Annotated in this window: 20 protein-coding genes and 1 tRNA gene; 8 read left to right on the top strand and 13 right to left on the bottom strand. The window is 57.2% G+C overall.

Annotated features, from left to right (window positions below):
• Positions 1-51: 51 nt before the first annotated feature.
• The 10 genes from rlmH to rplU all read right to left on the bottom strand — a co-directional run bounded on the left by rlmH (position 52) and on the right by rplU (position 7574).
• On the bottom strand, positions 52-534 hold the full coding sequence (rlmH, locus tag M0654_RS17975) for a 23S rRNA (pseudouridine(1915)-N(3))-methyltransferase RlmH (RefSeq protein ID WP_248684264.1): 483 nt from the start codon (positions 532-534) through the stop codon (positions 52-54).
• Positions 535-641: 107 nt separating this feature from the next.
• A complete protein-coding gene (rsfS, locus tag M0654_RS17980) occupies positions 642-1085 on the bottom strand; it encodes a ribosome silencing factor (RefSeq protein WP_248684265.1) in 444 nt (147 codons plus the stop codon).
• Between the two features lie 127 nt (positions 1086-1212).
• On the bottom strand, positions 1213-1872 hold the full coding sequence (locus M0654_RS17985; protein WP_248684266.1) for a nicotinate-nucleotide adenylyltransferase: 660 nt from the start codon (positions 1870-1872) through the stop codon (positions 1213-1215).
• On the bottom strand, positions 1847-3130 hold the full coding sequence (locus M0654_RS17990) for a glutamate-5-semialdehyde dehydrogenase (RefSeq protein ID WP_248684267.1): 1284 nt from the start codon (positions 3128-3130) through the stop codon (positions 1847-1849). The genes M0654_RS17985 and M0654_RS17990 overlap by 26 nt, the downstream gene beginning before the upstream one ends.
• Entirely contained in the window at positions 3123-4301 is a 1179-nt protein-coding gene (gene proB, locus M0654_RS17995; RefSeq protein WP_248684268.1) for a glutamate 5-kinase, read from the bottom strand. Before proB ends, M0654_RS17990 begins: the two co-directional genes overlap by 8 nt.
• Positions 4298-5359: a GTPase ObgE gene (obgE, locus tag M0654_RS18000; RefSeq protein ID WP_118851071.1), complete on the bottom strand. Its 1062-nt coding sequence runs from the start codon at positions 5357-5359 to the stop codon at positions 4298-4300. The genes proB and obgE overlap by 4 nt, the downstream gene beginning before the upstream one ends.
• Before the next feature lie 223 nt (positions 5360-5582).
• A complete protein-coding gene (locus M0654_RS18005; RefSeq protein WP_248684269.1) occupies positions 5583-6188 on the bottom strand; it encodes a GNAT family N-acetyltransferase in 606 nt (201 codons plus the stop codon).
• Complete coding sequence (locus M0654_RS18010) at positions 6185-6832, bottom strand: GNAT family N-acetyltransferase (protein WP_248684270.1); 648 nt, start codon at positions 6830-6832, stop codon at positions 6185-6187. The genes M0654_RS18005 and M0654_RS18010 overlap by 4 nt, the downstream gene beginning before the upstream one ends.
• Before the next feature lie 126 nt (positions 6833-6958).
• A complete protein-coding gene (gene rpmA, locus M0654_RS18015; protein ID WP_052639912.1) occupies positions 6959-7228 on the bottom strand; it encodes a 50S ribosomal protein L27 in 270 nt (89 codons plus the stop codon).
• Between the two features lie 34 nt (positions 7229-7262).
• The gene (gene rplU, locus M0654_RS18020; protein WP_118851067.1) at positions 7263-7574 is read right to left on the bottom strand and encodes a 50S ribosomal protein L21; all 312 of its coding nucleotides are present in this window, start codon (positions 7572-7574) and stop codon (positions 7263-7265) included.
• A gap of 311 nt (positions 7575-7885) precedes the next feature.
• Here rplU and M0654_RS18025 point away from each other — a divergent pair.
• The 8 genes from M0654_RS18025 to M0654_RS18060 all read left to right on the top strand — a co-directional run bounded on the left by M0654_RS18025 (position 7886) and on the right by M0654_RS18060 (position 23929).
• Positions 7886-7975 (top strand) — tRNA-Ser (locus tag M0654_RS18025).
• Between the two features lie 91 nt (positions 7976-8066).
• Complete coding sequence (locus M0654_RS18030; protein WP_248684271.1) at positions 8067-9977, top strand: hypothetical protein; 1911 nt, start codon at positions 8067-8069, stop codon at positions 9975-9977.
• Positions 9978-10590: 613 nt separating this feature from the next.
• Positions 10591-13380, top strand: a complete 2790-nt coding sequence (locus tag M0654_RS18035; protein ID WP_248684308.1) for a helicase-related protein — start codon at positions 10591-10593, stop codon at positions 13378-13380.
• Positions 13377-14192, top strand: a complete 816-nt coding sequence (locus M0654_RS18040) for a DUF4391 domain-containing protein (RefSeq protein ID WP_248684272.1) — start codon at positions 13377-13379, stop codon at positions 14190-14192. The genes M0654_RS18035 and M0654_RS18040 overlap by 4 nt, the downstream gene beginning before the upstream one ends.
• Complete coding sequence (locus M0654_RS18045; protein ID WP_248684273.1) at positions 14158-16095, top strand: GmrSD restriction endonuclease domain-containing protein; 1938 nt, start codon at positions 14158-14160, stop codon at positions 16093-16095. Before M0654_RS18040 ends, M0654_RS18045 begins: the two co-directional genes overlap by 35 nt.
• Positions 16096-16130: 35 nt before the next feature.
• Positions 16131-18014, top strand: coding sequence for a site-specific DNA-methyltransferase (locus tag M0654_RS18050; protein WP_248684274.1), 1884 nt, complete (start codon positions 16131-16133; stop codon positions 18012-18014).
• Positions 18015-18025: 11 nt separating this feature from the next.
• The gene (locus M0654_RS18055) at positions 18026-21055 is read left to right on the top strand and encodes a type III restriction-modification system endonuclease (RefSeq protein WP_248684275.1); all 3030 of its coding nucleotides are present in this window, start codon (positions 18026-18028) and stop codon (positions 21053-21055) included.
• Between the two features lie 150 nt (positions 21056-21205).
• Entirely contained in the window at positions 21206-23929 is a 2724-nt protein-coding gene (locus tag M0654_RS18060) for an ATP-binding domain-containing protein (protein WP_248684276.1), read from the top strand.
• 132 nt (positions 23930-24061) lie between these two features.
• On the opposite strand, the gene M0654_RS18065 is transcribed toward M0654_RS18060, so the two are convergent.
• The 3 genes from M0654_RS18065 to M0654_RS18075 form a co-directional block, all read right to left on the bottom strand.
• Positions 24062-24634, bottom strand: coding sequence for a hypothetical protein (locus M0654_RS18065; RefSeq protein ID WP_248684277.1), 573 nt, complete (start codon positions 24632-24634; stop codon positions 24062-24064).
• 148 nt (positions 24635-24782) lie between these two features.
• Positions 24783-25583 carry a hypothetical protein gene (locus M0654_RS18070; protein ID WP_248684278.1) on the bottom strand — a complete coding sequence of 267 codons (801 nt, stop codon included), beginning with the start codon at positions 25581-25583 and terminating at the stop codon, positions 24783-24785.
• Positions 25584-25828: 245 nt separating this feature from the next.
• Positions 25829-26155 (bottom strand): hypothetical protein, encoded by a 327-nt coding sequence (locus M0654_RS18075; protein ID WP_248684279.1) that lies wholly within the window; start codon positions 26153-26155, stop codon positions 25829-25831.
• Positions 26156-26546 lie beyond the last annotated feature (391 nt).

The following is a 26546-nucleotide window of genomic DNA, read 5'->3' on the forward strand; positions in this document are numbered from 1 at the left end:
GGATCCCGTTGCGAGGCCACAAACAACATCGTGTTTGATGGTAAACAAAGTCTATACGCGATGGTACGGATGGCCGGAAAGAATGGTCACAGCGCGATAAAGCTGCTCGGCGATCAGGATCCGCACCAGTTGATGCGGCCAGGTCATCGCGCCAAGGTTCAGAACGACGTCCGCCTTGCTGCGCAGATCAGGGTCGAGCCCGTCCGCGCCGCCGATCGCGAGCATCAAGTCGCGTTTTCCGTCGTCCCGGTAGCGACCGATCAGGTTGGCGAAGCCTTCGCTGTCGAAGGTCTTGCCCCGTTCATCCAGAAGCAAAAGCACCGCCCCATCGGGCAGCGCCTTTTCCAGCATGCCTGCTTCTTCGCGTTTTCGGGTGTCGCTGTTTGAGGCGCGGCTTTCCTGGACTTCAACGAGCTTTGCAAGCTCCAGGCCGATCGCCGGACCAGCTTTTGCGAAACGATCGAGGTAACGGGACGCAAGATCCTTTTCCGGTCCGGTTTTGAGCCGTCCCACGGCAAAAAGGCTGATGCGCATATCCCAGAACCCGTGATTTTTGCCGCCGAAATCAACTCTGCACCGAACGGTGGCCCGGCGCGTATTCAATCTAGCAGCGGCACCGGTTCAGGCTACGCCCGAACCTTTCAGTGCAACGATGTGCCTTCCTCGACTTCCGGAGCGGCCCACATCTTTTCGATGTTGTAGAACTCGCGGACTTCGGGGCGGAACACATGGATAATGATATCGCCCGTGTCAATCAGGACCCAGTCGCCTGCTTCCTGGCCTTCGACGCGTGCGCCGCCCAGTCCCTCGTCCTTCAGGTCGGAGATCAGGTGTTCGCAGATGGCCATGACATGGCGGCTCGATCGCCCGGAGACAACGACCATGTAGTCTCCCAGCGCCGACTTTCCGGCAATGTTGATGGTGACGATATCTTCGGCTTTGGAGTCCTCAAGGCTTGCGAGGACCAGTTCTAGAGCACGGGCGGCAGCATCGGCGCCACGTTCCAGGCTCTGTGGGAGGACGGAGGCCGTCTTTCCCTTGGCGTGTACTGTTGTCAGGGTTGTTCCTTTCTTCCGTAACAGCACTTGAAGCGGTCCCGGGCAAAAGACTCGGCCGCTAATTTAAGGTGGCATCGAACCGTCGATCTTTCAAGGGATCTAAAAGGCGGCGAGGTCATCGAATCTGGCTTTCGTCCGCTGGCGTACACGCGGCTCATCGGGTGCGCGAAGCGGCAGCACGAAGCGCGGTTGAGCTCAGGCTGGAGCGCGGGCCGTGCAAGAAGGTCCATGCGGGGGCCGGGCGTTTCCAGAGCGTCGCGGCATCATCTTCGTCAATTCGCGCGTAGTCAAAGGTGCGGGCCATTTTGGACGACAGGAATGATAGCGTCGACCCCGGCCGGTCGATGACGGCGATCGGGAAGGTGCAGGCGATGCGGCGCCACTTCTGCCACAGGTGGAAAGTCTTGAGGCTGTCGGCACCCATGATCCAGACGAAGTGAACCTGCGGATTGCGTGCCTTGACGTAGGCCAGCGTATCAGCGGTGTAGGCGCCGCCGAGCGTTTCCTCGAAGGCAGTGACCTTGATGCGGGGATCGTGGTTCAGCTTTTCGCTCATAGCGATCCGGTCGCTGAGCGAGGCAAGTTCCGACCTGCTCTTCAGCGGGTTACCCGGCGTCACCATCCACCACATCTGGTCGAGATGAAGCCTTCGCAGCGCGATCTCGCTCACCAGTTGGTGGCCGGCATGCGGCGGGTTGAAGGATCCGCCGAAAAGGCCAACCGCCATGCCGCGCTCCACATGCGGCATCATCAGATATTTGCGCTCGACCCTCTCCCCCGCCACGTGATCAGGGTCGTGTCTGGCCGGTGCCATGGACGCGGTATTTGAACGACGTCAACTGCTCGACACCGACCGGTCCACGCGCATGCATCTTGCCGGTCGAGATGCCGATCTCGCCGCCCATGCCGAATTCCCCACCATCGGCGAATTGCGTCGAGGCATTGTGCAGCAGGATTGCGGAATCGAGCTCGTTGAAGAACTGCGCAACAACCGCCGGATCCTCGGCGATCACCGCTTCCGTATGGTTGGACGAATAGGTGCTGATATGGCGGATCGCGCCGCCGATGCCATCGACGATCGCAACCGAGATGACGGCATCCAGATATTCCGTGCGCCAATCCTCTTCCGTCGCCGGTTTGAAGCCTGCAAACACCTTCAGCACCGCGGCCGATGCCCGGATTTCGCACCCGGCTTCGGTAAGTGCTTCAAGGATCGGCATCAGATGCGTGCCGATTGCCGCACTGTCGACCAATAGGGTCTCGGCTGCGCCGCAGACACCGGTGCGGCGCATCTTGGCGTTGACCACGATGGACTTGGCCATTTCAAGATCGGCCGACGCATCGACATAGATGTGGCACAGGCCTTCAAGATGGGCGAAGACCGGGACCCGCGCCTCGTTCTGGACGCGTGCAACAAGGCTTTTTCCGCCGCGCGGCACGATGACGTCGATCGCACCATCAAGGCCCGACAACATGGCGCCAACAGCGGCACGGTCAGTGGTGGGCACGATCTGGATGGCATGCTCCGGCAGGCCGGCAGCTTTCAGGCCAGCGACGAGGCAGGCGTGGATTGCCTTGGAGGAGCGGGCTGAGTCAGAGCCGCCGCGCAAGATGACGGCATTGCCCGCCTTGAGGCACAGAGCACCCGCATCAGCCGTCACATTAGGACGGCTCTCGTAGATCACGCCGATCACGCCAAGCGGGGTGCGCACGCGCTCGATATGCAGGCCATTGGGACGGTCCCATGCGGCAATGACTTCTCCGACCGGATCCTTGAACTCGGCAATCTCGCGCAGCGCCTGCGCCATGCCGGCAATGCCCTTCTCGGTGAGCGTCAGGCGGTCGATGAAGGACGGCAACAGGTCCTTGCCTTCGACCTCCTTAAGGTCTGCGGCATTAGCCGCGAGAATATTGGCCTCAGCGGCTATGATGGCATTGGCCATCGCATGCAGGGCCTTGTTCTTCACTTGCGTGGAGGCCGTAGCGAGTGCGCGCCCAGCCTGCCTGGCATTGCGACCGATCTCCGCCATGATTGCCGAGACGTCATCCACCTGGGTGACGTTATCAAGCATGTGCCGCATCCTTGTTCATCTCATCCGTCGCAGCATGTTCCTGCAGGGTGCCGGTCACCACGAGGTCGTCGCGATGCACCATGGCGGAACGGCCCGGGTAACCCAGAATAGCTTCGATTTCAGCCGACTTGCGGCCGATGATCTGGCGCGCCTCGTCGGCATCGTAACCCGCCAGGCCACGGGCGATCTCGCGCCCATCCGTGCCGATGATGGCGACCGTATCGCCGCGGTGGAAGCTGCCTTCGATCTGCCGCACGCCCGCCGGCAGCAGGCTCTTGCCGCTACCGAGCGCGCGCTTGGCGCCGTCGTCGATGTGAAGCTCGCCCGCCGGCAGAAGTTGCCCGGCAATCCAGGTCTTGCGAGCCGTCACCGGTGAACCGGAGGCCGCAAACCAGGAGGAGCGGGCGCCCTGTTCGATGGCCCGTAGCGGATGTTCCGTTTTGCCCGACGCGATGATCATGGCGCAGCCGGCGCCGGTGGCGATCTTGCCAGCATCGATCTTGGTGCGCATTCCGCCGCGCGACAGTTCGGATGCCGCGCCGCCCGCCATTGCTTCGATCTCCGGCGTGATGGCTGGAATCACCTCCAGGAATTGAGCGTCCGGATCAAGATGCGGCGGTGCCGTATAAAGCCCATCAATGTCGGACAGCAGGATCAGCAGGTCGGCACTGGTCATGGTGGCGACGCGAGCCGCCAGACGGTCGTTGTCGCCATAGCGGATTTCTGTCGTCGCGACCGTATCGTTCTCGTTGATGATCGGCACGGCCCCGATCTTGAGCAACTGGTTGATCGTGGCGCGGGCGTTCAAATAACGCCGGCGTTCTTCGGTGTCGCCGAGTGTCAGCAGGATCTGGCCCGCGACGATGCCGTCCCGCGACAGGCTTTCGGACCAGGCGCGTGCAAGGGCGATCTGGCCAACCGCGGCCGCGGCCTGGCTTTCCTCGAGCTTCAGGGCGCCCGACGGAAGATCAAGCACCGTACGACCCATGGCGATGGCGCCCGAGGAGACGACAAGCACGTCGATCCCCCGCGCCTTCAGGGCCGCAATATCTGCACAGACCGCGTCCAGCCACTGCGATTTGAGGCCGGTCTTGCGATCGACAAGCAGGGCGGAGCCAATCTTGATCACCACCCGACGGTGGCTCGTGATCGGCTTGCGGTCGGCAGTCATTCCTCGTCTTCCTCTTCGAACTCCTGGATCGGCGTCGAACGATCGGGAAGTGCCGTTTCCCCGGTGCCGCTCGTTTCCACGATCACATCGCGAAGCGCACGCAGGACTTCCGTCATGCCCTTGCCGCTGACAGCCGAAATCAGGAACGGCGTCTGGCCAGATGCCTTTTCAAGCTCCTTGGCCTTCTTCTTCAGTTCCTTTTCATCGAGCACGTCGATCTGCGACAGCGCAACGACGACCGGCTTGTCGATCAAGCCACCACCATAGGCTTCGAGTTCGGTCTTCACCGTCTTGTAGGCTTGGCCGACCTTCTCCTCGACTGCCGAAACCAGATGCAGCAGCACGCGGGTGCGCTCCACATGGCCGAGGAACCGGTCACCGATGCCGACCCCTTCATGCGCGCCTTCAATGAGACCCGGAATATCAGCCAGCACGAATTCGCGCCCGTCGATGGTCGCGACGCCAAGGTTCGGATGCAGCGTCGTGAAGGGGTAGTTGGCAATCTTCGGCCGTGCGCGGGTGACGCTCGCCAGGAACGTCGACTTGCCGGCATTCGGCAAACCAACGAGGCCTGCATCGGCAATCAGCTTCAGCCGCAGCCAGATCGTCTTTTCTTCACCTTCGAGACCGGGATTGGCCCAGTTCGGCGCCTGGTTGGTGGCGCTTTTGAAATGCGTGTTGCCAAAGCCACCGTTGCCACCCTTGGCAAGCCGGAACTTCTGCCCTTCCTTGGTGAGGTCAACGATCAGCGTTTCGTTGTCTTCCTCGAAGATCTGCGTGCCGACCGGCACCTTCAGCGTCACGTCGCCGCCGTTCGCACCGGTGCGGTTGCGACCCATGCCGTGCGTGCCCGTCTGCGCCTTAAAGTGCTGCTGGAAGCGGAAGTCGATCAGCGTGTTCAATCCGTTGACCGCGACCACCCAGACATCGCCGCCGCGTCCGCCATCGCCGCCGTCGGGGCCGCCGAATTCAACGAACTTTTCTCGCCGGAACGAGACTGCACCTGCGCCGCCGTCGCCGGAGCGTATGTAGACTTTTGCCTCGTCGAGAAATTTCATCTTGCTGCCGTCAATCTTGTGTTCGCCCGGTCACCTGACCTTTTTGATGAGGGGCATGTTGTCAAAGTCGATATCGCCGGTAAGGGCGCAGGTCAAAGATTATCATGATGTGCGCCAGCTATAAGCGCCAATAGGGCATCGGCAGGGACAATGGTCGCGATGCCGGACGAATAGCTGCGGCTTGATGAGGAACCGGCGGCTTGCCCGCCGGTTCCGTTCGATGTCATGGGCGGATTGCCGCGGTGGGGTGGAAATCTTCCGGCACGAGCAGGGTTTCCACGTGGGGCACCATGCGGTTGCGCGCCAGGCTGAACACCTGGTTCGCATCAACAATGCGGAAGCCCAGCTTCTTCTGGATGTTCAGCGAAGCAAGGTTGTCCGCGAATGCGCCGGAGGAGATCGTTGCATCCGGCAGGTACCGGAAGAACTGCTCGAGAGTCGCCGCCACGGCTTCCGTCATGTAACCGAGGTCCCAGTGGTTGCGGTTCAGCCAGTAACCCAGCCGCCATGTGTTCGACCCGAACCTGGTCGGCCGGCTTTCCAGGCTGACCATGCCGATATGTCTGTCATCACCGGCGGTGATGGCGAGCATCCAATCGGGCAGGGCGCCTGAAGCATGCGAGACCAGCCAGTCGAGCGCATCCTGCCGGTGGTAGGGCTGCGGAACGCGGGCCAGCATCCGGGCGACCTTGAAGTCGCTGAGAGACTCGGCGATTGCGGTCGCATCTTCCAGCCGGTGCGGCCTGAGCATCAACCGCTCGCTGGTGATGACCGGGCAGGGCGCGGGCAAAACAACCGAAGGCGTTGCTTGAAGCAGGGCGGCATTCATCGCATTTCTCCCCAGCTTCTCAACGACATCCAGGTCTTCCGGTCCAGCCGGTACCATTCCACCGCGACCATGGCGCCGACGGCGAGGCAATCGATCATGCCGGTACCCTGGAACTGGAAGCCGCATTTCTGGATGACCCGCCGGGAGGCGATGTTGGTCACCCGGCACCGCGCGTCGATATAATCGACGTGATTGCGGGTGCGGAAGGCCATGTCGACCAGCGCATGCGCGGCTTCCGTGGCATAACCGCGGTTCCAGTAGGGTTCGCCCAGCCAGTAGCCGAGTTCGAGGGTGCGCTCATCCTCCTGCGGCTCCAGCGCGCAGCAGCCGATGAAGGCACCATTTTCCGCTAGGGTGATGGCGTAGACGCATTTGCCGATCTCGCCGGTCTTCGTGCGTCGCACGAAATCGGCTGCGTCCTTAGCCGTATAGGGATGCGGCATGCGCGATACCATGATCGCAATGTTCGCATTGTTGGCGAGATGGGCAAGTGCGTCGATGTCTTCTTCATGGGGCGCGCGGAGCACCAGGCTCTGCGACAGTAAGACAGGGCAATCGCTTCTCGACAAGGTTTCCAGCCCGCCGGGCCGCAACTGTTCTTCCGGCGGCCGGGATTGGCTCGCCCTCAGTAATTCGCCTTGCATGGTTCAGTCCTCCTGTTGGCAAAGGAAAAGGGAAGATGGTGGTGTCCCATCTTCCCTTTTTTCTGACTGAACCTTGAGTGTTCAGCCGGGTCGATGTGACACCGGCTGCTTAAGAACGCTCACCGGTTATTCTGCTGCTTCGGCTTTCGGCATTACGGACACGTACACTCGGCCATTGGCCTTCGTACGGTAGTTCACATTACCGGCCGTCAGCGCGAAAATGGTGTGGTCCTTGCCGAGGCCGACATTGGCGCCCGGATGCCACTGCGTGCCGCGCTGGCGCACGATGATGTTGCCTGCGATGACGGCTTCGCCGCCGAACTTCTTTACGCCAAGGCGCTTGGACTGTGAGTCGCGACCGTTGCGCGACGAACCGCCAGCTTTTTTATGTGCCATTGGAGTGCTCCTTTAACCTTCGAAACCCTTGAAATTAAGCCAGGATGTCCGTGATGCGGACAACCGTGTGGTGCTGGCGATGGCCGCGAATCCGCTTGGAATTTTGGCGGCGACGCTTCTTGAAGGACAGGACCTTCTTGCCGCGGTTATGCTCGACCACTTCGGCCTTGACCGTCGCACCGGAAACGAAAGGTGCGCCAATCTTGGCATCGGCGCCAACGCCGACTACGAGGATTTCATTGAATTCAACGACGGAACCAGCTTCGGCTTCCAGCTTTTCGATGGTAAGCACGTCGTTGGCTGCCACGCGGTACTGCTTACCGCCGGTCTTGATGACTGCGAACATTTTTTATCCTTTCATGTTCGTTCCGGCTCTGCCTTTGGCAAGGCGGCCGTCTTTTTATCAGTCGGACTTGAGCAGGGTTTTCGAAGAATAATCTTCGGGGATATCTGCCGGTGAACTGCGCAACGGCCTGAAGCCAAAGCGCAAGCAGAGGGAACGGAATCTCTTCTACTCCCACTTGCCTGCCCCGATACGCGAGGAACAAACAGCTGTCAAGATAAATGGATGCAGATGAGTGAGATTGGCCTCTTGCCAGCACCACCAATCGTCGCTATGAGACAGCCCGCGCCACAGAGCGCCGACCAGAATCGACCGGAGAGGTGGCTGAGTGGTCGAAAGCACCGCACTCGAAATGCGGCATACGGGCAACCGTATCGTGGGTTCGAATCCCACCCTCTCCGCCATCTGATGGGTCACTCTTCACCAATTACCTGCAAGCCCTTGGGTTTCCTCGTGAATTCCTGACCGACTGCCCCAACCGGAGGCACTTCCGTCATGAATGTATCGCGCATTGTATCGTCCGATGTACAGTCTCATGTATCGCCGGACGCGGAAATCATTTCCGCAAAGAAACGGAATCGCAAGCTTAAAACCCGATCTTCGGGGCTATATCTGGTACGCAGTGGCGGAACCTATCTTTTCCAGATCAGGCTGCCGAAACGCATCGGTGGCGGCGCTGGTTCTCGGCCCGTTCGATTAAGCCTCGGCGCGCTCCCGCACCATCAGGCGAGAGAGCTTGCCAATGCGCTCGGATCATTGGCACGAATAGTCTTCAAGGAGATCGAGAAGAAAATGGGAGACAAGCTCGAATCCGGCTCATCGCTCAACGCAGGGAAGCCCGATGAAGATGAATTGCCCGCAGACGATTGGCCCTTCGAGTTTGCCACGCTGATCTTCAAAGCTGCCCTCTGGGACATCCGAGAGCCTGCCCGCGCGCCATCGCCGGAGGAGGCGAGGGGGTTCGAGATGATGCGCGGGCTAGTTCATATTGGGCGACAGGTCTCGGCCAAACAGTCGGGCCTGCCCTATGACGAAATGATTGCCGACAACGCCGAGCTTTTGGCCACCAGCCACGTCGCCAAATATGGCGCGGCTGCAGGGCCTGTTTCGGTGCCTGAACAGCTCTACACCTCGGTGTCGACGGCGGCGACGGCCCCGGATCAATCGTCGAGTTCGTCTAAACCAGAACCCATGACTGTCCCCAAAATTATCGATGAGGTTGCGGGCAAGCGCCAACGCCTGATCCACTCCAATGCAACGCCTGCCTTCAAGCTAGACCGACGGACCGTCGAGAGAGCACCGTCCACCAAGCCGCTCTTCAGCCAGATCGCAAACGAGTATCTTGCCACGAGGCGGTCATCCAAATCAGGAGACAACAAGGACATCGCCATTGCGGAGACCCGCCTGAACCTCTTTGCCGAGCTTATCGGTGATCATCCTGTCGACACCTATACCGCCACCGACCTGCAGGCCTTCATCGATCTCCTCAAATACTGGCCGAAGGATGCGAAGTGCCGTCCTGACCACCTCACCGCCCGCGAAATCATCGACTCCAACCAGCACTACCGGTTCGAGACTTTGGCGAAGAAGACGCTGGAGGAAGGTTACGTTGCCGTCGTCAAGGCGGCTCTGAATTCGGGTCAGGTAAAGCACGATTATCGTCCTATCGCCAATGCCAAGCTTGTCTACCCCGATCTTGCGCGGGCAACGGTGCACACCGAGCCGCTGGGAAGTGCGAAGATTCAGAAGCTATTCGAAACCGGTGTTGCCAGCGGCATGTTCGACAATGTGTTCCTCCCGCTACTCGGCTTCCTGACCGGGCGTCGCCTTGGACTGCTGCTGCATCTCAAGGGCGAGGATTTTCGGGAAAAGTTTGAGGGCGTGTGGGTGGCACAGACATCCGGTATCGTCCAGAAGGACGGCGTCTGGCAGCGAGTACCGTTCAAGACAGATGCCAGCACCTCGTTCTTCGTTCTCCACAATTTCCTGTCCGAAATTGGTTTTGTGCAGTGGGCGAAGGGGCAGGGAGATAGGTTTCTGTTCCCTGAACTGATCAAGCTCAAGGACCCCAGCAAGAGTGCATCGTCGTACATGGCGCGGCTGTTCCAGGACGCAGGCATCAAGGACTCACGCGGGGAGGTGTTTCACTCTCTTAGAGGCGGCTACATCGCTGATACTGGAGATCAGAACATCGAGAAGCGTGACAGAAAGATGCAGGTCGGGCACGAGGTCGGTGACGATGAGCATGACAAGTACGGTTTTCGAACTCTGACGGAGCGGAAGGCTCGCGTCCTTGCGAACCTGCCGCTCAACCCGGACATCGATCTGTCGATGTTCAGAGGGTTGAATCTCGACAAGCTTGCGAAGGCAAAGAGAACCAAGGGGCGGAAGCCAAAGAAGGCTTAATAATCTCCGTCCCAAAAATAGTCAGTGATGACCTTCCAATCTTCCTCGCGCCCCTGCAGCTTAGAGTTGGGGGCGAGCCATCAAAAGTTGAAGAAACCGATTTACAACCATGAGGATGTTGAATGAAATACACTGACTACAAGTAAGTGGGGGCTTGCCTGCCTCCAGCAGCGCCAGCCGGCTGGGACAGACTATGGATTTGATTAAGAATACTGGTCGGGAGCGTGTCCTCGACAAGCTGGAAGAGTGGCTTCACGCAGGCTCGGCACTCGACATTATGTCTCCCAGCTTGTCGCTGCACGCTTTCGCTGAAGTCCGCGAGCTTCTGAAAAGAGCGGACTCAGTTAGGCTATTGCTGGAGGATGGAGCCTCCCTGACGTCGTCCTTGTTTGGCGGGCACTCTGATATCGGGTACCGCAACAAACTGCAGGGCCGATGGCATGCTAGATCGACGCTAGAATGGCTGGGACGGCAAGTTCAGCTTCGGTATGCTGATCGACTACCTCAATCTATGGTCATCGTCCGCAACCCTAGCCTGAGCAGGGTTGCGATCGGGGCATGTTCGCTGACAACGGAGGGGTTAGGCATAACGCCAGGAAGCCGGTTGGGACTGGTGCAGGCAACATCCACGGATGGTGAAACTGCAGCCTTCTCATCGTGGTTCCAAACTGCCTGGGATACCGTTCCGGGCAGGCCCGATGCCGATGACCTCGAGCGCGTTCTGACCGACGCTGCATCTCAACGTGCGCCCTCCCTGATCTACTTCAAATTTCTGTTCGAGTTGTTCAAGGATTTGGGCGACGAGCTTGATGAGGAGCGCATCGTCAAATCCGCTACCGGCATCCGAAACACGACCGTCTGGAAGAAGCTCTTCAAATTTCAACGGGATGGTGTCGTCGGAGCAATCGACAAACTCGAGCGCATCGGAGGATGCATCATCGCCGACAGCGTCGGCTTGGGTAAGACCTTCGAAGCGCTCGCAGTGATCAAGTACTACGAGCTGCGCAATGATCGCGTCCTGGTGCTCTGCCCCAAGCGGTTACGCGATAACTGGACCCTTTATAAGGCTAACGACCGCCGCAATAGCCTGGCGAGCGATCGCTTCAACTACGACGTCCTAAATCATACAGACTTGTCCCGGGATGGTGGTACCTCGGGCGATATCGATCTCTCGCACGTAAACTGGGGCAACTACGACCTCGTGGTGATCGACGAGTCGCATAACTTCCGGAACAAGGCGACCCACAAGGACCGCGACACCCGCTACGATCACTTGATGAAGCGCGTGATCAAGGCGGGGGTCAAAACCAAGGTCCTGATGCTGTCGGCTACCCCCGTCAACAACAGGCTTGCGGACCTGAAGAACCAGATCGCCTTCATGACCGAAGGTAGCGACATTGCCCTAATCGATCACGGCATTCCGAGCATTGAAGCGACAATCCGAAAGGCACAGGGGCAATTTAATAGGTGGCTCGACCTGCCCGACGGCGAGCGTCGCACATCGCGCCTGATGGACATGCTGGGCTTTGACTACTTCAAGCTCCTGGACATGCTGACCATTGCGCGATCGCGAAAACACGTGCAACGCTACTACGGGACAGCGGAAACGGGCCACTTCCCCGATCGGTTGCAGCCGATCAACGTGAAGGCAGATGTAGACCTCGCTGGCGAGTTCCGTCCTATCCGCGAAATCAACAATGAGATCAGGCGACTGACGCTCGGAGCCTATGCGCCGCTGCGATACGTGGTGCCAGACAAGCAAGAGGCGTACGACGCGAAATACAGCACCAAGATTCGTGGAGGCGAGAGCTATTTTCGTCAGGCCGACCGTGAGGAAAGCCTCATCCACCTGATGCGCGTCAATCTACTCAAGCGGATGGAAAGCTCGGTGGCCTCCTTCGCTCTCACGATCAAACGTCAGCTCGATGATGTGAATGCGTTGCTTGCCAAAATCGAGGCACATGACGAGTCTATCGACGAGCTTACGATCGACGATGTGGATATTGACGACCCTGCATTTGAGACACTTCTCGTCGGCCGCAAGGTCAAGGTTCTGTTGCAGGACGTCGATCGGGTTCGTTGGCAGCAGGACCTGATTGAAGACAGGAATCGCCTGGCGACACTTCTGTCGGCTGCACGCTCTGTGTCCGCAGATCGCGATGCAAAGCTATCGGAGCTGAAAGCACTGATTACCCGCAAAGTTCAGGTACCAATCAATGGTGAGAACAGGAAGATACTGCTGTTCACCGCGTTTGCGGACACTGCTGACTACCTATACCGCGAGCTCGGCGAGTGGGCACGGGCGGTGCTTGGAATCCATACGGCCGTGGTAACCGGTACAGGCGCAAATAAAACCACGCTTCAGGGCCTTCGATCGGACATGAGCTCCATCCTCAGTGCCTTCTCGCCGCGGTCTAAGGAACGGCCTCCGGAGCTGGCTGTCGAGGGTGAGATCGATCTTCTGATCGGCACGGATTGCATCTCAGAAGGCCAGAACCTTCAGGATTGCGATTTCCTCGTGAACTATGACATCCACTGGAACCCCGTCCGCATCATTCAGCGCTTCGGCCGCGTTGACCGTATTGGCTCCACGAACCAGCGCATTCAGCTGGTGAACTTCTGGCCGAATATCGAGCTCGACGAATACCTCGATTTGGAATCGAGAGTGAGTGGACGCATGGTCCTCTTGGATGTGTCCGCGACCGGGGAGGAAAACGTTATCGAGTTCCAGGCCGGCAACCAGATGAATGATTTGGAGTATCGTCGCGCGCAGCTGCAGAAGATGCAAGACTCCGTGATTGATCTCGAGGACCTGTCTAGCGGTGTTTCCATTGCCGACCTCACGCTCAATGATTTTCGCATCGACCTCGCAGGTTATCTGCGTGATCACCGTGAGCAACTCGAGGCTTTGCCACTTGGTACCTATGCCGTGGTTTCACCGCCTGAGGACGAGTTTGGCAGTGCCGAAAACGTCATCTCGCCTGGGGTTATTTTCTGCCTGCGCGCTGTCGGCGAAGCGGCTGAACGGTTGGCGGAACCTGGGTATCCGCTCAAACCTCACTTCGTTGTCCATGTGAGCGACGAAGGAGAGGCGCTATTGCCCTACACCCGTGCGAAGCAGGTGCTTGATCGCCTCAAGAAGGTTTCCATCGGACGCGATCTACCTGACGCCCAGGCCTGTGGCCGGTTCGATAAGTCGACCCGCTTTGGGCGGGACATGGAGCCCTATCAAAAGCTCCTAGCTCGGGCCGTCGCCTCGATTGCGGGAAAGAGCGAGGAGCGTGCGGTCGCAAGCCTGTTCTCTCCAGGTGGTACGCATGCGCTCAAAGGGGAGTTCGCTGGTATCAACGATTTCGAGGTCGTCGCATTCCTCGTCATCCTCCCGGAGATAAGCGCGGAATGAACGCAGCAGCATGCATCAGTGCTGTCGTTGACGCTCTCGGGTTACCCGCGAATGCGCGCGTTGACATTCGCGTCCCGAAGAAAATGCTCATTGAACAAGGCGCACCCACATCGACCGACAGGCGCGCCATTCAGGATGGCATCGATGAGTTGCTCTGGTTTGCGGCATGCAAGCCTGGAACTGTCGGCGTGCCGACCTTTGCCGACGATGTACGAGAGTATGTGGAAATCTCTGTCATTGGCTGCGCCTTCCGAGCTGGGGCGAAAACGAGCCGACTTATAGAGCTCATTCATCGCGCTATCCCTTATCCCGTTGTGTTGATCACCACTGATGATCAAGGGATCGACGTGTCCGTCGCCCATAAGCGGCGGGCTCAAAACGAGGCGGCCAAGGTCGTCTTGGATAGAGATGCTAAGACACACCTATCCGATCCGACGACGCCGACACCGAATGAGAAGGCCTTTCTCGATAGCATGGCCCTTTCGAAGCAATCTCAACGGGACTTGTACACACTGTATGACGGGTGGGTGGCACGAATTGAGGCCATGAACGCGGCTCACCTGGTCGGCTCCTTCTCGGTGCCGACAGACGAGAACCAGATTATGCGCCGCCGGGTGGCGATCGAGGACTACGAGAGGCTGGCCAAAGAAAACTCGCTTTTGCGGTCGCAGGCGACAAAGACGAAGCAGATCAGTCAGCGCGTCGATCTGAACCAAAAGATAAAGGCCATCGAACGCGCCATGGAATATGCAAAGCAGGCAATGGGGGCAGCCAGCCATGAAGATTTCAACCATTTTGGACCATATCGATAGCGGGCATATGGCCCTGCCGGAATTCCAGCGAGGCTATGTCTGGAACACCGAACAGGTGCGTGGTTTGTTTACCTCGCTCTACCGACGCCACCCCGTGGGAGGGCTGCTGGTCTGGGCAACGGAATCCGTCACTGCAAATCATCGCGGCGATGGCCAACTCGCCTCCGGCATCGTGAAGTTATTGCTAGATGGCCAGCAGCGGGTCACCTCCCTCTATGGTGTCGTCCGCGGCAAGCCACCTGCATTCTTCGACGGCAACGCCAAAGCCTTTACTGGCCTACATTTCAACCTCGCCTCCGAGACATTCGAGTTTTACCAGCCTCTGAAAATGTCTGGAGACCCGCTCTGGATCGATGTGTCGGCTCTTATGAAGTCGGGCCATGATGGCGTTGGAAAGATCATGACCTCTCTTGGGCCGACACCGCCCGGAGAGTATTATGGCCGACTGAGCCGGCTGCTGGGTATCCTCGAAATCAACTTGCATGAAGAAGAGGTGACTGGCGCGGACAAGACGCTTGATGTGGTCGTGGACATCTTCAACAAGGTGAACAGCGGCGGCACCAAGCTCTCCAAGGGCGATCTAGCGCTTGCGAAAATCTGCGCCGAGTGGCCGGATGCCCGCACCGAGATGAAGGGGAAACTGAAAGCCTGGAACAACGCGGGGTACGATTTCAACCTCGATTGGCTCCTGCGCTCCATTAACACCGTGCTGACCGGTGAAGCCAAATTCCTTTACTTGCACACTCAGTCCGCAGCCGAGATTCAGGATGGCCTCAAGCGCGCCACCAAGCGCATCGACGCGTGCCTTAATCTAATATCCGGCAGACTAGGTCTGGATCACGCTCGGGTCTTCTTCGGTCGCTTCGCTGTTCCCGTGATCGTCCGTTACCTGGATCAAAAGGGCGGAGCGCTGGATGAGGTTGAGCGGGACAAGCTTCTCTTCTGGTTCGCGCAGGCTGGAATGTGGGGGCGTTACTCAGGCTCGACGGAATCCTTCCTCGATAAGGACCTTGAGGCACTGGAAGGCCCGGACGGCGGGCTGGACAAACTCCTGGAGCAGTTGCGGCTTTGGCATGGCGGATTGCGGGTCGAAAAAGGCCATTTCACCGGCTGGAGCCTCGGTGCACGCTTTTACCCTGTTCTCTACATGCTGACCCGGTTGGGGGCGTCCAAGGACTGGGGAACGGGTATCGAACTGAAGTCCGGGCTTCTGGGGAGAATGAATGCACTTGAAGTGCACCACATCTTCCCGAAGGCCCAGCTCTACAAGCAGAAGGTCCCGCGATCCCAGGTGAATGCGATTGCCAATTTCTGCTTCCTGACCAAGGACACCAACCTCAGCATCCGCGACACGCTGCCTGAGGTCTATTTCCCGAAAATCGAATCCAAGCATCCGGGCGCTCTGGCGTCGCAGTGGATTCCCATGGACGAGTCGCTGTGGAAGATCGATCGCTATGCCGATTTCCTTGAGGCGCGAAAGGAATTGCTGGCGGCAGAGGCAAACAAGCGATTTGCCTCGCTGTTGCATGGCGATGACAGATGGATTGCCGAACCGGCGCGGGTATCGGCGATTTCCACGACGGCTGCGGCCGGCGGCATTTCCAGCGCTGATGAAGAGGCAGAATTACAGGCAATCAATGATTGGGCTGTCGAGCAAGGCTTCACCGATGGCGACATCGCCTATGACCATTCAAACCCGGAGACAGGGGATCAGATCGCCGTTTTCGATCTCGTCTGGCCGAACGGGCTCCAGGAGGAGTTGTCAGAACCGGTCGCCGTGTTACTGAACGAAAACGACGAGACAATTGCCCTTGCAAGTGCCGCAGGCTTCCGCTGCTTTACCAGCGCCGAGGCTTTCAAGAACTACGTCAACAAGGAAATGCTCGGACAACAGGCAGCTTGAGGCTGCTGTTGGAACCCGAATGAAATGGATTTGCGATGAAGAAGCTTGAACTGAATGATCCCGAAACGAAGAGCGCCGATGTCGTCTCGGAGAATATCAGCGCCTTGCAGTCGCTCTTTCCAGACGCCTTCTGTGAGGGGAAAGTCGATTTCGATGTTCTCAAGCAACTGCTTGGTGGAGCGATTGATGACCGGGAGGAGAAGTATGGGCTTAATTGGCATGGCAAGCGGCAGGCCCGACAGATCGCACTGACGCCCTCAGTCGGAACGTTGTTGCCCTGCCCAGAGGACAGTGTCGATTGGGAAAGGTCCCGCAATCTGGTGATAGAGGGGGATAATCTAGAAGTTCTAAAGCTGCTGCAGAAAAGCTATTCCCGGAAAGTAAAACTCATCTACATGGACCCTCCATATAATACTGGAGGCGATTTCGTCTATCCAGACGACTTCACAGATAGTATCAAAAGCTACCTCAACCTTACCGGCCAAATAGGCGGAGATGGCAAGATCAGCACGAACGTAGAGTCGTCCGGGAGATTCCACACAAGCTGGCTAAACATGATGTATCCGAGGTTAAGGCTGGCAAAATCACTACTTACAGATGATGGCTTAATTTTCGTAAGCATAGATGATGGTGAATTGGCAAATTTGCGTTTGGCGATGGACGACATATTCGGTGAAGAACGCTTTCTTGCGACGTTCATCTGGAAGAGCCGCCAAAACAAGGATAACCGCACTGTTACCGGCGCATCTGTCGATCACGAGTACATAGTAGCATATGGCAGCAGAATACGGGGATCGCGGCGTAATGTGCAGCAGTATTCTAACATTGATAATGATCCTCGTGGTGACTGGGCGAGCGCTAACATGGTGGGAATCGCAACCGCGGATCGACGACCCAACCTCCACTACGATCTTATAAATCCTACAACGGGGATCAACTACGGATGCCCAGACATGGGATGGCGTTACGATAGAACGACCATGGCCCGACTTATTGCAGAAGACAGGATACTTTGGCCACAATCTGCAGAGGGACGTCCACGTCGGAAGGCGTTCCTAAGCGAACTTGAGTCTGAATTTACAGGGTTCTCAACGGTTGTCGGAGAAGCTCTGTTCACACGTGATGGTACCGCTGATATCGACAAGCTTTTCGATGTAAGGGTGTTCAACTTTCCGAAGCCCGTTCAGCTAATTCGTACAGTAATTGAACAAGCAACGTTTGATGACGACATCGTAGTTGACCTCTTTGCCGGGTCAGGGACGACCGCTCATGCGACCATGCTTCAAAATACCCTGGACAAAAGCGCACGTCGTTTCATAACCGTGCAGTTACCGGAGCCCCTCGACCCGAGAAACCGTGATCAGAAGACAGCAGCCGATTTTTGTGCTCAGATAGGTAAACCGCAGAATATTGCGGAGCTGACGAAGGAGCGCCTTCGCCGAGCCGGCCGAAAGCTGCGGACCGAGAGCCCGAGCTTTGATGGCGATGTCGGTTTCCGTGTATTTAAGCTCGCGCAATCCAACATCCGTGCCTGGGAGCCGGTACCCTCTGATCTTGAAGGAACGCTTCTGGCGAATGCCGAGCACATCGTCCCGGGCCGTACTGAGAAAGACATTCTGTATGAGCTACTGCTCAAGCTCGGTCTCGACCTCTGCGTTTCGATTGAGACGCGAGAGATCGCAGGGAAGACTGTTCACGCCATTGGCGGCGGCGCGCTAATCGCGTGCCTTGCGGATGGTCTTACGAAGGATGTCGTTGAAAGCCTTTCGGCGGGCATTGTTGCTTGGTGGAAGGAGCTTGCACCGGCGGTCGAAACCAGGGTTGTGTTCAAGGACTCGGGCTTCGCTGATGATGTTGCCAAAACCAATATGGCGGCGATCCTCAATCAGAACGGCATCCTCGACGTGCGCAGTCTGTAAGGGAGGGCGGGATGAAGCTTCATTTCGAATCCAACCTCGACTATCAGAAGGCGGCGATCGAGGCAGTATGCCAGCTGTTTCGTGGGCAGGAGATAAACCGCACCGAGTTTACCGTTACACGACGGTCGGCTGGCGGCGTGCAGGGCGAACTAGGCTTTGTCGAGAATGCGCTTGGCATCGGTAACCGGCTGACGCTGCTCGACGACGAAATAATGTCCAACCTCAAGGACATCCAGTTGCGCAACGGTCTGCCGCCATCGGGCTCGTTGACCTCTGGGGATTTCACCGTGGAAATGGAGACCGGCACGGGCAAGACCTATGTCTATCTCCGCACGATCTTTGAACTGAACAAGCAGTTCGGTTTTACCAAGTTCGTAATCGTCGTGCCGTCCGTCGCCATCAAGGAAGGCGTTAACAAGACCCTCCAGATCACCGAGGATCATTTCAAGGCGCTCTATTCGGGCCAGTCTTACGACTATTTTCTCTATGACTCGTCCAAGCTAGGCCAGGTGCGCAATTTCGCAACCAGTCCGACCATCCAGATCATGGTGGTCACGGTCGGTGCGATCAACAAGCAGGAGGTAAACAACCTCTACAAGGACAGCGAAAAGACGGGCGGCGAAGCGCCGATCGACCTGATCCGCGCCACGCGCCCCATCATTATCGTGGATGAGCCCCAGAGTGTTGATGGTGGCCTCCAGGGCCGCGGCAAGCAGGCGCTCGATGCGATGAACCCGCTCTGCACCTTACGTTATTCTGCGACCCACGTGAACAAGCATCATATGGTCTATAGGCTGGACGCCGTTGATGCCTATGACCGCAAGCTGGTGAAGCAGATCGAGGTCGCTTCGCTTGAGGTCGAGGGCGGCCATAACAAGGCGTATCTGCGGTTCCTGTCTGCCCGCAACGTGAAGGGCACGATTTCCGCCCGGGTGGAGGTCGACGTTCAGCGGAGCGGTCGCGTTCAACGCGAAGAAATCACCGTTCATGACGGTGACGATCTCGAAGAGGTAACCGGCCGCGCGATCTACAAGGACTGCCGCATCGGCGAAATTCGCATTTCGGACGCCGCATCCTTTCTCGAGGTCAAAACGGCGGGTTCAGAGGTTTTTCTGGAGCCTGGTCAAGCGATCGGCGATGTGGATGCCGACGCAATCAAGCGGCTTATGATCCGCCGCACCATTCAGGAGCATCTGGAGAAGGAAAAGCGGCTCGCGCCTCTCGGGATCAAGGTCCTCAGCCTGTTCTTCATCGATTCCGTCGAGCACTACCGCTCCTACGACGAAAACGGAAACCCGGTTAAGGGCAAGTATGCGACAATCTTTGAGGAGGAATACCGTCGCGCAGCCAAGCTTCCCGAGTTCGTGAGCCTGTTCAAGGAGGTCGATGTCACCTCTGACGCCCAGCAGGTGCATGACGGCTATTTCTCCATCGACAAGAACAAGCGGTGGACGGATACGGCCGAAAACAACCAGGCCAACCGGGACAGCGCGGAGCGTGCTTATAACCTGATCATGAAGGAAAAGGAGAAGCTGCTCAGCTTCGACACCAAGCTCAAGTTCATCTTTTCCCATTCGGCACTCAAGGAAGGCTGGGACAATCCCAATGTCTTCCAGATTTGCGCGCTGCGCGAAATGGGCACTGAGCGCGAGCGTCGGCAGACGATTGGTCGCGGACTTCGGCTCTGCGTCAATCAGAAGGGTGAGCGGCTACGGGGCTTTGAGGTGAATACCCTGACTGTGATCGCCACCGAGAGCTACGAGTCCTTCGCCGAAAATCTTCAGAAGGAGATCGAAGCTGACACAGGTATCCGCTTCGGGATCGTCGAGGATCATCTGTTCGCAAATATCCCTGTTGTCGCCGACAACCCTTCGCAAGGGTCGGGCATGGAAGAGGAAGGCGTAGCCTACGACGCGGGCGTCCCCAATGTGTTGGGGTATGAACGCTCCTCGGATATCTATCGCCACCTGCGCGCCTTGGACCTTATCGACCGCCACGGCAAAGTGCAGGATAGTCTGAAGACCGCAATCAAGACCGGGACCCTTGCGCTGCCGGCTGGCATGGAACCATACCTCCCGGCCGTCACGGGCATCTTGCGTAAGATTGCCGGCCGCCTTGAAGTCAAGAATGCCGATGAGCGCAAGCCGGTGGCCATTCGCAAGGAGGTGTTCCACAGCGAGGAGTTCCGTGCGCTGTGGGACCGGATCAAGCACACCACGACATATCGGGTTCAATTCGACAATGAAAAACTCATTGCTGATTGTGCCCGCAACATCGCCAATGGGCCCCCGATCGCGAAAGCGCGTGTGACCGTGCGGAAGGCCGATCTGGCGATTGGCCAGGGCGGCGTGCTTGCCAAGGAGACGTCGAGTTCTGGACCGATTGCCATCGACGAAGGCGAAATCGCACTGCCCGACCTGTTGACCGATCTCCAGGATCGGACGCAGCTCACGCGGCGCAGCCTCGTGACGATCCTGATCGAAAGCGGCCGGTTATCTGACTTTAAGAGGAACCCGCAGGCGTTCATCGAACTGGCGGCTGATATCATCAATCGCACAAAGCGGTTGGCGCTTGTGGACGGCATCAAGTACCAGCGGATCGGTGACCAGGACTTTTACGCTCAGGAACTGTTCGAGCGAGAAGAGCTGACCGGCTATCTGAAGAACATGCTGACCAACACCCAGAAGTCAGTTTACGAGCATGTCATTCACGACTCTGCCGGCGTGGAGCGGACTTTCGCCGAGCAGATGGAAAAGAACGACGCCGTTAAGGTCTATGCCAAGCTTCCAGGCTGGTTCAAGATTCCGACACCGCTCGGCACCTACAACCCCGACTGGGCTGTACTGCTAGAAGTCGACGGCCGAGAGCGCCTGTATTTCGTTGTTGAAACGAAAGACAGTCTCTTCACCGACGATCTTCGTGATCAGGAGGCGGCGAAGATCGCCTGTGGCCAGGCGCACTTCCAAGCATTGGTGCGCGACAACAATCCCGCGCGATACGTCCAGGCAACGAAGCTTGAGGATGTGTTTGACCACGTTTAGGGGTGTGGTTTGATCGCGACGAAGAACTGCAGCTCCCGGTACTGTGAGCGTTCCGGGAGCCGCATACCGCGGTGATATCTATTCAGGCGCGGGCTCATGCCGCAAATTTGGCACGAGAAACTGAGTCTTTTTGGGGGAGTGAACTCACGTATGGAAGATCGCAGCGAAATCATCGCTAAATCGGCACACGATTCCATTGATTGCCTAGAAGATGTCGCTGAAAAAGTTGAAAGCGAGCTATCAGGGTTCAGGTCTGCCAGCCCCTATCTTGCATCTGGAAATATTTTCACCAGCCCTAAGCAAGGGACCTCTCTCGGTGAAATTCGCGCAGCGAACAAAGGCGACCTTGAACGACTGAGGTCGGAGCCGATTCTTGCACGCGTTGAGTATGAAGACGAAGATGGAAATCCGGGGACGATTTTCATCGCGCCAGCTGCTGCTCCTGCTGGCACTGGCTGGAAGATTGCAAGCCTGAATGCGGAAGCTGGAAGGATTGCGTCAAGGCGACCTGGCACTGAGTTCTCCCTCAAGGTGGGCGGCAAGGAACAGGACGTCCTGATCAAGTCTGTCACGAAAATCTATCCGAGAAGGAAGCAGGGCGACTGGGACTCATTCGACACGATCATATCTATGGACGGCTATGGCAATGTGACCATTCCGTCGCTCAGACAATGGCTTGGTGGGTCCGTCGTCGACCCAGACAGAGTTGACGAGGAAGAGATCGACTTGCTGACCAAGCTGTTGGCCGAGGAAGATGAGGAACACCGTCTGATCGAAGGCATCAGCCGACCACGCGTAGAGGGCTTCGCGCTCCGTCAAGAACGGCTTGTCGATGAGTATCAGGATGAAATCTACCGCCTGCCGATCAATACTCAGTTGTTTCTTTCTGGGCCGCCCGGTACCGGTAAGACGACAACTCTGATCCGTCGGCTCGGTCAGAAGGTCGATCTCAGCGAAGGATCGCTGAGTGAGGCAGAGCGATCTGCCATCGAGATCGCGGGCCCGCTTTCGGACCATGCTCGCAGCTGGATGATGTTTTCGCCTACCGAGCTCTTGAAGCAGTACGTGACGAGGAATTTCAACAATGAAGGAATTCCCGCGACTGATGAGAACATCAAGACCTGGGATGAGTATCGGGACCAAATCGCCCGGGAGCATCTTGATCTTTTAAACACCACCAGCAAGCGAAGCCTGTTTGTATTGCGAGAGGAGAATTCGCGGTACCTTGTCGACAAGCGCCGTTCATCCGATGACGCAGTGTGGTATGACAGCTTCATTTCCTATTTCTGGAACGCTTTGACGGAAGAGTTGAACGCGGAGGCGTCTGCGCTCCAACGGTCGTCAAGCCCCGAAGTCGTGGAACTAGGCAGAAAGATCGCCAATATCCTGTCGACGCGAAGAGGTGGTGTCGACGCCCGCATTATCGAGGATATGTTTCAAATTCGCGAGGAATTGACGCGGCAACTCACGAAGTCAAGGGACGAGTTCAGCAAAATCCCGACCCAGTTGGTGAGGGGCATCCTGAAAGACAATGAGAACTTTCTAACGGATTTTGGCAAGCAAGCTGCAGACATTCGTCGTCAGCTGAGCAGTGATGAAAGCCCAGAGGACGGTGATGAGCCCTTTGACGACGATGAAGATGACGATCGCGTGAGGCTAACAGCACAAGGCAGGCGCGCTGCCCTTGCTCAGTTTGAAAAAGTGCTTCGAACACTGGCGAATGCGAGGGCTCGTGGAAAGAAGCTTGGCTCGACGAGCTTTGCAGCAAGGATGGTAGATTGGCTTACCGATGCCAATTTGCCGACAGCTGAGCAGCTGAAGCAGCTTGCGCAGATTTCGACGACACAAAGGGCGATCCGAAAGTTTCTGAGACTTGATCGCGTGCTCTTGCATTCGATCGTTGCCAAATTTCGAGCCTTCAGAACAGACCCAGCACTTGCCGGCGAGTGGTACTTGGAAAAGCCACCTGCGCCGTCAGCAATTTGCTGGCGTGAACTTGATCTACTGATTCTAGCGACGCTTCGGATCGGTCGGGAACTGAACCGGAGTTTGGATCGAGTTCGTGACATCGAACCGAGCCAAGGCGTGCTGTCTAACATCAAGGGCCTCTACAAAAACCAAATCCTCGTTGATGAAGTCACGGACTTCTCGTTGATCCAACTGGCAATTATGCGTGAGCTGGCCAATCCCGCGCTTAACTCATTCTTCGTCTGCGGTGATTTCAATCAGCGGCTGACGGATTGGGGAATTCGAACGGACAAAGACTTTGACTGGATTAGCTCCCAGATGAGGCGATACTCCGTGAAGATTTCTTATCGGCAAACACGCAAGCTGGTTGAATTAGCCGGTGCTATCAGCTTGATCGATGGCCATAGCGAGGAAGTCCTGCTTCCAGATTTCAACGACATCGAAGGGATTGCACCGGTGTGGGGCGAGAACCTGGAAAGCGTCTCGGCCAAGGCAGCTTGGCTCGCTGATCGCATGCGGGAAATCGAAACCCGGGAGGGCCGCTTGCCTTCTATCGCAGTCCTCGTAAACAGCGAGGATCAAGTCGAGCCGCTAACTCATGCGCTGAACGCTGCCTTGATTGAGATAAACTACAAGGCAGAAGCATGCAAAGATGGAAAGTCCCTCGGCAGCAAAGAGACCGTACGCGTCTTCGACATAAAACATATCAAGGGGCTTGAGTTTGAGGCTGCTTTTTTTGTCGATATGGACGCGTTAGTTGACGCCAAGCCCGACCTCTATTTGAAGTACCTGTATGTTGGTAGCACACGAGCGGCAACGTACTTTGCTCTGACGTTTAGGCAGAAAATTCCTGCGCAATTTCAAACTTTGAGAGAGTACTTCCAACTTGGTTGGGGGGTGTCATAACGGGGAAGCGATGTGAACGCGGTATTGATTTCTGCATCCGCTCAAAGAAGGAAATGTATCTAGCGGTATCGAATCTGTTTGTGCGGGGTATCGAAGGCGGAAATTATTTCCGCCTTCGCGTTGCCCGAATGGTCAGGATGCTAGCAGTCCAGAGCGTGCGACGGCATGGTCGAAGCGCAAACGCTGTCGCTCAAGCGCTTCGACTTCACGTCGCGACAATCCGAGCTTCGCGATCAGGGCGTCCACGAGTTCTGTCGGTTCCGGGTAGATCATCGTTGTCGCTCGATTCCAGCGAATGTTCTCAAATGGCGCGATGGCGATCGTTGCCGCCTCGAGTGCCATTATTTCTAACTCGCTCGCCTCAAGGGGCACGTAGACTGCGCGGCAGTACTCCGCGATGAACGCAGAACGAAGGTCCTTCGCGATCTTGGCATCGGGATCACCCTGCTGCGTCAACCGATCGCGATACATCCTGCCGGTGTTATAAATTTTGGAAAAGTAGTGGCTGTGCGTTTCCGATCCTGTCCGATGGCGCTGGTGGATACGCTTATGAAAATTCTCAGCCTCCCTCGTCGTGCAGCCGATGTAGCGAAGATGCTGATCGTGATCGATCAAGCCGTAGATACCGCGCTGATCACGTGGCAGAGAGGCTGTCTTTACCGGGGTTTGGGAGAGGAGGGCGGCAAGTACGTCTGTGTTTCTCATGTCATTCTCCTTTGAAAGAACAGCAGTCAGTATTCCCGCTCCAGAAAATGGAGGGGCTGAGATAGTTGATCGAAGGTGGTTGATTGGTTGATGCCGCTAAGCAGTCGGCATAGAAGTTGCGAGTCGCCTTAGAAGCGATTTGGTCGGATCAGTCTTTGATGTTGTTCAGGTCTTGCCTGGTGAGCACAGTCCACCCTGACGCCTTCACAATACCCCAGTTGCCTTGGGGATTTGGCCGACGCCAGCGAGGCACATCCATTTCGCTCAGCGCCCGAAGGGCGGCGTCATAATTCTCGATGGTCAACTCCTTTCCCTTCTCGCCAATCATGTAGCCGCTTCTGCGTCTGAGGCCCGGATGGAAGACGGTCCCGTCCGACGCTTGGGGTACTCGTACTGCAGTCATTTCATTCTCCTCTTCTAAAACTGGCTCTTCACTCCATATGGACGGCCAGAATGCCGCCCTGCCTTGCAACCAGTGTTCAGCGTCTGGTGCAGGGATTTTCCCGTTTATGGACCTGATCTCCGCGCTGGTGCCGGACATAAGATTGCGAACGCGTCCCTCCGAAACCCCACCGAGAATGGCGAGGCCAAGGGGCTCGATCAGGCCGGTCTTTCGCTCGATGCTGCGTCGCCCTTCGGCGACGATGATTATCTTGGAAACCACCCGGTCATCGCATCGGGAAGGGGCTTTTTCCTTTAGGGTTTTTGCTAAGCGCAATTGACCATCAAGATGACCTTCGATGTCCTGGGTTTCAGTGCGGTCCATGACGTCCCCGTAAAGCCCGTAGTATGCGAGGTTTTTAAACAACGCTGAGGCCGAGAGGTCGTGGACAGCGATTGGTTCCGCAACCTGCGTCCCTGTTGCCAAGGCCAGGAATTCGGCTTGAGCTTTCAGGCATGAGTCCAGCCACGGTATCGAATCCCACTCCCAGCGATCTTCGCTCGCCATGAGTTTGTTCCAGTCCGTGCGGCGCTCCGCAGATGATCGACGGTCTATCATTATTCTTCCTCAGTTCGTGAAGCAAGAATATCACGCTGTGCCTTTCTGTCAACCTCAAAACGTGATCGCTTGAGAGTTTGTTTTGAGGCCATAGATTTGCGATTCCTGTGCAAACGCCGTTATCGGGAGTAACGGGGGGAAGACGAGGATAAGAACCTAACGGCGTTGCATGTACCGGAAAACAAAGTGCCTGATCAGGTAGGCATGAGGTGCCGTTTGGGACGGAAGGGATACAGGCCATCGCTGTAGCGGTCCGCGATGTCGTGGAACACATTCTCGCTCTCCTTCACATTGAAGCCCTGGCGCTCGAGATCATTGATCAGCGAGTCCCGGACCTTGCCGAGCGCGCGGTACGGGTTCTTCTGCTTCTGGGCCGCTCGGATGATCTGCCAGAGCAGAATGCGCGCTAGATCGTCACGCGACGGACGACGGCACTCCTGGGCGTCCTCACGCACCTGCTGTTGGCGTTCCGCCTGCTTGGCGTTGCGTTCCTTCTTGGTCTTTCTGGGCTTCTTCGACATGGTGTGCTCCTTTGTTGTCGGAGCCTCAGCGTGACCTATGGCCAAGCAAGCAACAAACCCGCCGAGCCGGCCGCCGGCGCGGCCCCTCCCTCAGGTAAACTCAGCATGCAAGCCCAGCGGGCCACGCCCTCCCGCCCAAACACCGTTTGCAGATGAATCGTCGAAAAGGAATCCAGCAACGTTTTTCCCGAATTCGGAATCGGATGAGGGTAAATTGAGATGACGTGTCCAGAACTCGACGCAAGGCATGACGAACTGACCTTAATCGACATGCCTTGCGCTCAGGATGTCTCACGTCGCCAAGGATGTAGTCGGTGCAGTAACTCCTGGCGTGGCGAAGCGGATGCCTAGCGGAGTAACGCCGTTGCACGATTTCGCAACGCGGATCGGG

This window comes from Neorhizobium turbinariae (genome assembly GCF_023223505.1).
In the GTDB taxonomy this organism is placed as follows: domain Bacteria; phylum Pseudomonadota; class Alphaproteobacteria; order Rhizobiales; family Rhizobiaceae; genus Neorhizobium; species Neorhizobium turbinariae.

What these genes read in the sequence shown, in the direction of transcription:
- rlmH (WP_248684264.1), bottom strand. Translation starts at nt 534, where the DNA reads ATGCGCATCAGCCTTTTTGCCGTGGGACGGCTCAAAACCGGACCGGAA.
- M0654_RS17985 (WP_248684266.1), bottom strand. Translation starts at nt 1,872, where the DNA reads ATGGCACCGGCCAGACACGACCCTGATCACGTGGCGGGGGAGAGGGTC.
- M0654_RS17990 (WP_248684267.1), bottom strand. Translation starts at nt 3,130, where the DNA reads ATGCTTGATAACGTCACCCAGGTGGATGACGTCTCGGCAATCATGGCG.
- proB (WP_248684268.1), bottom strand. Translation starts at nt 4,301, where the DNA reads ATGACTGCCGACCGCAAGCCGATCACGAGCCACCGTCGGGTGGTGATC.
- obgE (WP_118851071.1), bottom strand. Translation starts at nt 5,359, where the DNA reads ATGAAATTTCTCGACGAGGCAAAAGTCTACATACGCTCCGGCGACGGC.
- M0654_RS18005 (WP_248684269.1), bottom strand. Translation starts at nt 6,188, where the DNA reads ATGAATGCCGCCCTGCTTCAAGCAACGCCTTCGGTTGTTTTGCCCGCG.
- M0654_RS18010 (WP_248684270.1), bottom strand. Translation starts at nt 6,832, where the DNA reads ATGCAAGGCGAATTACTGAGGGCGAGCCAATCCCGGCCGCCGGAAGAA.
- rpmA (WP_052639912.1), bottom strand. Translation starts at nt 7,228, where the DNA reads ATGGCACATAAAAAAGCTGGCGGTTCGTCGCGCAACGGTCGCGACTCA.
- rplU (WP_118851067.1), bottom strand. Translation starts at nt 7,574, where the DNA reads ATGTTCGCAGTCATCAAGACCGGCGGTAAGCAGTACCGCGTGGCAGCC.
- M0654_RS18030 (WP_248684271.1), top strand. Translation starts at nt 8,067, where the DNA reads ATGAATGTATCGCGCATTGTATCGTCCGATGTACAGTCTCATGTATCG.
- M0654_RS18040 (WP_248684272.1), top strand. Translation starts at nt 13,377, where the DNA reads ATGAACGCAGCAGCATGCATCAGTGCTGTCGTTGACGCTCTCGGGTTA.
- M0654_RS18045 (WP_248684273.1), top strand. Translation starts at nt 14,158, where the DNA reads ATGAAGATTTCAACCATTTTGGACCATATCGATAGCGGGCATATGGCC.
- M0654_RS18050 (WP_248684274.1), top strand. Translation starts at nt 16,131, where the DNA reads ATGAAGAAGCTTGAACTGAATGATCCCGAAACGAAGAGCGCCGATGTC.
- M0654_RS18055 (WP_248684275.1), top strand. Translation starts at nt 18,026, where the DNA reads ATGAAGCTTCATTTCGAATCCAACCTCGACTATCAGAAGGCGGCGATC.
- M0654_RS18060 (WP_248684276.1), top strand. Translation starts at nt 21,206, where the DNA reads ATGGAAGATCGCAGCGAAATCATCGCTAAATCGGCACACGATTCCATT.
- M0654_RS18065 (WP_248684277.1), bottom strand. Translation starts at nt 24,634, where the DNA reads ATGAGAAACACAGACGTACTTGCCGCCCTCCTCTCCCAAACCCCGGTA.
- M0654_RS18070 (WP_248684278.1), bottom strand. Translation starts at nt 25,583, where the DNA reads ATGGCGAGCGAAGATCGCTGGGAGTGGGATTCGATACCGTGGCTGGAC.
- M0654_RS18075 (WP_248684279.1), bottom strand. Translation starts at nt 26,155, where the DNA reads ATGTCGAAGAAGCCCAGAAAGACCAAGAAGGAACGCAACGCCAAGCAG.